7 protein-coding genes are annotated in these 4,512 nt (G+C 71.4%); 3 read left to right on the top strand and 4 right to left on the bottom strand.

Going from position 1 to position 4,512, the window contains the following annotated elements; genetic code table 11:
• Nucleotides 1-130: 130 nt before the first annotated feature.
• The 4 genes from ACWEJX_RS37480 to ACWEJX_RS37465 are packed head-to-tail and all read right to left on the bottom strand — an operon-like array spanning nt 131 to nt 2,180.
• Nucleotides 131-490 carry a hypothetical protein gene (locus tag ACWEJX_RS37480; protein WP_451611878.1) on the bottom strand — a complete coding sequence of 120 codons (360 nt, stop codon included), beginning with the start codon at nt 488-490 and terminating at the stop codon, nt 131-133.
• Nucleotides 491-535: 45 nt separating this feature from the next.
• Nucleotides 536-1,246, bottom strand: coding sequence for a class I SAM-dependent DNA methyltransferase (locus ACWEJX_RS37475; RefSeq protein WP_451611877.1), 711 nt, complete (start codon nt 1,244-1,246; stop codon nt 536-538).
• A 35-nt stretch (nt 1,247-1,281) separates the two neighbouring features.
• A complete protein-coding gene (locus ACWEJX_RS37470) occupies nt 1,282-1,737 on the bottom strand; it encodes a hypothetical protein (RefSeq protein WP_451611876.1) in 456 nt (151 codons plus the stop codon).
• A gap of 5 nt (nt 1,738-1,742) precedes the next feature.
• Nucleotides 1,743-2,180 carry an ATP-binding protein gene (locus ACWEJX_RS37465; RefSeq protein ID WP_451611875.1) on the bottom strand — a complete coding sequence of 146 codons (438 nt, stop codon included), beginning with the start codon at nt 2,178-2,180 and terminating at the stop codon, nt 1,743-1,745.
• Between the two features lie 258 nt (nt 2,181-2,438).
• On the opposite strand from ACWEJX_RS37465, the gene ACWEJX_RS37460 reads away from it, so the two are divergent.
• The 3 genes from ACWEJX_RS37460 to ACWEJX_RS37450 all read left to right on the top strand — a co-directional run bounded on the left by ACWEJX_RS37460 (nt 2,439) and on the right by ACWEJX_RS37450 (nt 4,426).
• Complete coding sequence (locus ACWEJX_RS37460) at nt 2,439-3,311, top strand: helix-turn-helix domain-containing protein (RefSeq protein ID WP_403789674.1); 873 nt, start codon at nt 2,439-2,441, stop codon at nt 3,309-3,311.
• Nucleotides 3,312-3,548, top strand: a complete 237-nt coding sequence (locus tag ACWEJX_RS37455; protein WP_399726047.1) for a DUF397 domain-containing protein — start codon at nt 3,312-3,314, stop codon at nt 3,546-3,548.
• 74 nt (nt 3,549-3,622) lie between these two features.
• Nucleotides 3,623-4,426 carry an SAM-dependent methyltransferase gene (locus ACWEJX_RS37450; protein WP_451611874.1) on the top strand — a complete coding sequence of 268 codons (804 nt, stop codon included), beginning with the start codon at nt 3,623-3,625 and terminating at the stop codon, nt 4,424-4,426.
• Nucleotides 4,427-4,512 lie beyond the last annotated feature (86 nt).

Below are 4,512 nucleotides of genomic sequence, written 5' to 3'. Positions count from 1 at the left end.
GGAATGGCAGACGCGCTAGCTTGAGGTGCTAGTGCCCTTTATCGGGCGTGGGGGTTCAAGTCCCCCCTCGGACACCAGCCGGAAGGCCCCTGACGAAAGTCAGGGGCCTTCCGCGTTTCCCGCTCCGGGATCACCACGGGATGTGCATCCGGCTGAGGGCGAGGTAGAAGCCGACGATCCCGAGACCCCACAGGGCGAGCACGCCGGTCAGCAGCCCGGTCGCCGCCGGCAGCCGGGAGCTCCGCCCCTTCAGCCGCGCCCAGATCCACCCGCAGGCAGCGCCGGCCAGCGGCAGCCCGGCGACGGTCAGCGCCGCCCGTTCGAACGACTGCCTGGTCCGGTGGTTCACCATCCAGTCGGAGCTGGGGTGCGCGAGCGCCTCCTGGGCGGACGACCAGAGCACGAAGACCGGCGGCAGCAGGAGCACGAGGGCCAGCACCAGCCGGACGACGGGTCGGCGCCGGGCGGATCTCGTATCTGATGGCGTCACGCGAGCATCCTCATGGACGGCAGCCCGCCCGTCCATCCCCTTGCCTCAGGGCTTGCGCGCCACCACCAGCCGGCATCGCGGGCTGCCGTCCTCCCGGTGACCCAGTGAACGGACCGGCAGCAGTTCCACCCCGAAGCCCGCGCCCTCCAGGCGGGCGCGCACGTCGGCGAGGCGGAAGGTGCGGTAGTACATGACGAACGGCGGCCGCCACACGGCGTTGCGCAGGCGCATCGCCGCGTCGAAGCCCCAGAGCGTCCAGTACGGGGCCGAGCCCACGCGCGGCGGCGCCGGGAGGGGGAAGGCGAAGGTGCCGCCGGCGCGCAGGGAGGCGTGGACCTGGGCGAAGAGGGCGCGCTGCTCGGCGGGGCGGAAGTGGCCGAAGGCGCCGAAGCTGACCGCGAGGTCGAAGACCGGCGCGAAGGGCAGGGCCAGGGCGTCGGCGCGGACGAGGGTCGCGGCGGGGTGGGCGCGGCGGGCTTCGGCGAGCATGCCGGAGCTGAAGTCGACGCCGGCGGTCCGGCCCGCGCACACCGAGCGCAGCACCGCGAAACCGGCGCCCGTGCCACAGCAGACGTCGAGGCCCGAGCCGAACGGCCCGAGCGGCTCCAGGGTCTCGGCGACCGCCGAGAGCAGCCGGTCCGAGGTGCGGAACGGAGTCGCGTCGAACTTGGCCGCGAGCAGGTCGTAGCCGTGCTCGACCGAGGACAGCGCCTGACGGGTCAGCTCGCGGAGCGTGGGTCCCTCGGGGGAGAACATGCCCCCGACCCTACGGCGTGCGACAGCCGTTCCGTTCAGAGCGCGCTGCGTACCTGCGGCGGCGGCACGCTCCACGACGGCGCGATCCCGGTCAGCTGGCAGATCAGCAGATAGAGCGGGATGGGCGGGGTGTACGGCGAACCGCCGTCGGGGTGGTGGATCAGCCGGGGTCCGCGGTCGGGGATCGCGGCCCCGGAGGCGTAGCAGGCGGGCAGCGGCCAGGTCAGGTCGGCGTCGGAGCCGGCCGGGACCAGCCACCACCACCAGTCGCTGTCCGCGTAGACGCAGCCCTTCGCGGGCAGCCGGGACAGGATGCGGAAGCCGTAGCGGGCGGGGACGCCGACGGCGTCGCAGCCCAGGGTGGCCGGGAGGTCGACCGGGACGCGCAGCCGGGTCTCGCCGACGGGCGCGAGGGAGCGGGGGCCACCGGACCCGGAGCCGTTCTCGGGACCGGGGCTCCTGCGGGAGCGCGGGAGCAGCAGCGTCGCCATGGACCTCAGCACGGCTCTCCCATGCCGTGCGCGAGCTCCGCCCAGACGATCTGCGCCGTGCCGTGCCCGGTGCGGTCCGCGCCCCACGCGCTGCACAGCGCGTCGACCAGGATGAGCCCGCGGCCGCGCTCCTCCTCGCCGCACTCGCGCATCCGCGGCCCGGCGGGGCCGCCCTCGTCGCGCACGGATATCCGCAACCGGTCCTCGCCCTCGCGCAGTTCGCACACGACGCGGCTGCTCGCGGTGTGCACGACGGCGTTGGTGACGAGTTCGGAGACGACGAGCGCGACGGTGTCGCGTATGTCCGCGCCGCAGCCCCACAGGATGAGCCGTTCCTCGGCGAGCCGCCGGGCCCGGGCGACCGACTCGGTGCGCGCGGCCAGTTCGAAGGCGAAGCGGCGTTCGTCGACGTGCGAGGTCCGGGGCCGTGTGCGCTGGTTCATGACGCGGGGGCTCATGACACCTGAAGCGTGCGCGTTACCAGAAGCCACGACCGGATCCTCACAACTGTGGGCAGGAGTGCCGTACACATACCGGCGTGGCGAATCGCACGTCGGCATGCGTACTGGTTCACCGGAATACTGTGCTCCCGACTCGGACACTTGGCAAGTGGCACTCTGAAAATTGCAGAGTGCGGTGTTCTCTCTGGTCGGGTCGTGGCACACTCTCCTCGAAATCAGCGCGTCCGGGAGGTCTTCAGAGTGAGCGAGCCGCGGTCCGCCCCCACGGTGGGACAGGTCGTCCTCGGCAAGCGGCTGCAGGATCTGCGCGAGCGGGCCGGCCTCAAGCGGGAAGAGGCCGCCAAGATCCTGCGGGTGGCTCCGGCCACGATCCGGCGCATGGAGACGGCCGAGGTCGCGCTGAAGATCCCGTACGTACAGCTGCTGCTGAAGGCGTACGGCATCCCGGACTCCGAGGCCGAGGGCTTCGTCGCCCTCGCGGAGGAGGCCAACCTCCCCGGCTGGTGGCAGCGGTTCCACGACGTGCTGCCCGGCTGGTTCTCGATGTACGTCAGCCTGGAGGGGGCCGCGAGCCTCATCCGGGCCTACGAACCCCAGTTCGTCCCCGGTCTGCTGCAGACCGCGGACTACGCCCGCGCCATTCTGCGCAGCGGGGCCGTCGGCGGCAGAAATGCCGAGGAATCTCAGGAGACCGAACGCCACGTAGCCCTCCGCATGGAGCGCCAGTCCCTGCTGACCAGGGAGGACGCGCCCAAGTTCTGGGTGATCATGGACGAGACGGTCTTCCGCCGACCGGTCGGTGACGGGCCCGAAGTGATGCGCGCTCAGCTCGACCGGCTGCTCGAAGCGTCGGAGCTGCCGAACGTCACCCTGCAGATCGCGGAGTTCGCGTCCGGCCACCATCCCGGCACCTACGGACCGTTCGTCCTCTTCCGGTTCGCCATGCCCGAACTCCCGGACATGGTCTACAGCGAGTACCTGACCGGCGCCGTCTATCTCGACGCGCGCCCGGAGGTGGCCTCCCACCTGGAGGTCATGGACCGGATGGCGGCCCAGGCCGCGACTGCACAACGCACGAAGGAGATTCTCCGGAATCTCCGCAAGGAGCTGTGAATGAATCGCATATACAACGGCATGCCCGCCGCAGAGCTCGGTGCCGAGGGCTGGCACAAGCCGTGGAGCGGCGGGAACGGGGGCAACTGCGTCGAGGCCATGAAGCTGGCCGACGGCAGGGTCGCCGTGCGACAGTCCGCAGACCCTGAAGGACCCGCGCTCATCTACACCCACGGAGAGATCGCCGCGTTCATCCAGGGGGCGAAATCCGGTCAGGCTGACTTCCTGCTCACCTGAACCCTTCCGTCCCTCCTCCCACATCGCGTAACACTTGCACCAAGCGCCACCGTTCGACCCGCCGAGGAGAGCCGATGACCCCCCAGGACCCCGTGCACATCGACACCAGCAAGCCGCATCCCGCGCGGATGTACGACTGGTTCCTGGGCGGCAAGGACAACTATCCCGTCGACGAGGAGATGGCCCGCCAGCTCCTCACCGTCGACGCCCGCGGCCGGGACATGGCCCGGGTCAACCGGGCCTTCATGCACCGCGCCATCCGCTGGCTCAGCGCCCACGGCGTCCGCCAGTTCCTGGACATCGGCACCGGCATCCCGACCGAGCCCAACCTGCACCAGATCGCGCAGCAGGCCGCTCCGGAGGCCCGGATCGTCTACTGCGACAACGACCCGATCGTGCTCGCGCACGCGGCCGCCCTGCTGCGCTCGACCCCCGAAGGGGCCACCGAGTACATCCAGGCGGACGCCCGCGACCCGGAGCTCATCCTCGAAAGGGCCGGAAAGGTCCTTGACTTCAACCAGCCCATCGCCCTGTCGATGCTCGCGCTGCTGCACTTCATCGGCGACGAGGACGGCGCGGAGGAACTGGTCGCCAAGCTCGTCGACAAGCTCGCCCCGGGCAGCTACCTGGTCCTCTCGCACGTCACCGGGGACTTCGACCCCGAGGGCGCGGCGAGGGCGGCCGCCATGTACAAGGCGCGGGGCCTGACCCTGCGGCCCCGCTCCCGGGACGAGCTGGCCGCGTTCTTCGACGGTCTCGACCTGGTCGAGCCGGGCGTCTCGCTCACCGCCGAGTGGCACCCGGAGCTGGGCGAGCCCGTCCCGGTCCAGGGCGACGACCCGATTCCCGGCTGGTCGGCGGTCGGCCGCAAGCGCTGATCCCGTTCCCGTGCGGGCGCTGAGCCCGTTCCCCGTACGCCGAAGGGGGCCCCCCCCGTGCGGCGGCGGGGCCCCCCTCGGCGTAC

It is taken from the genome of Streptomyces sp. NPDC004788 (assembly GCF_053601115.1).
The sequence above is the reverse complement of the archived record's forward strand: the minus strand, read 5'-3'. Positions and strand labels throughout refer to the sequence as shown.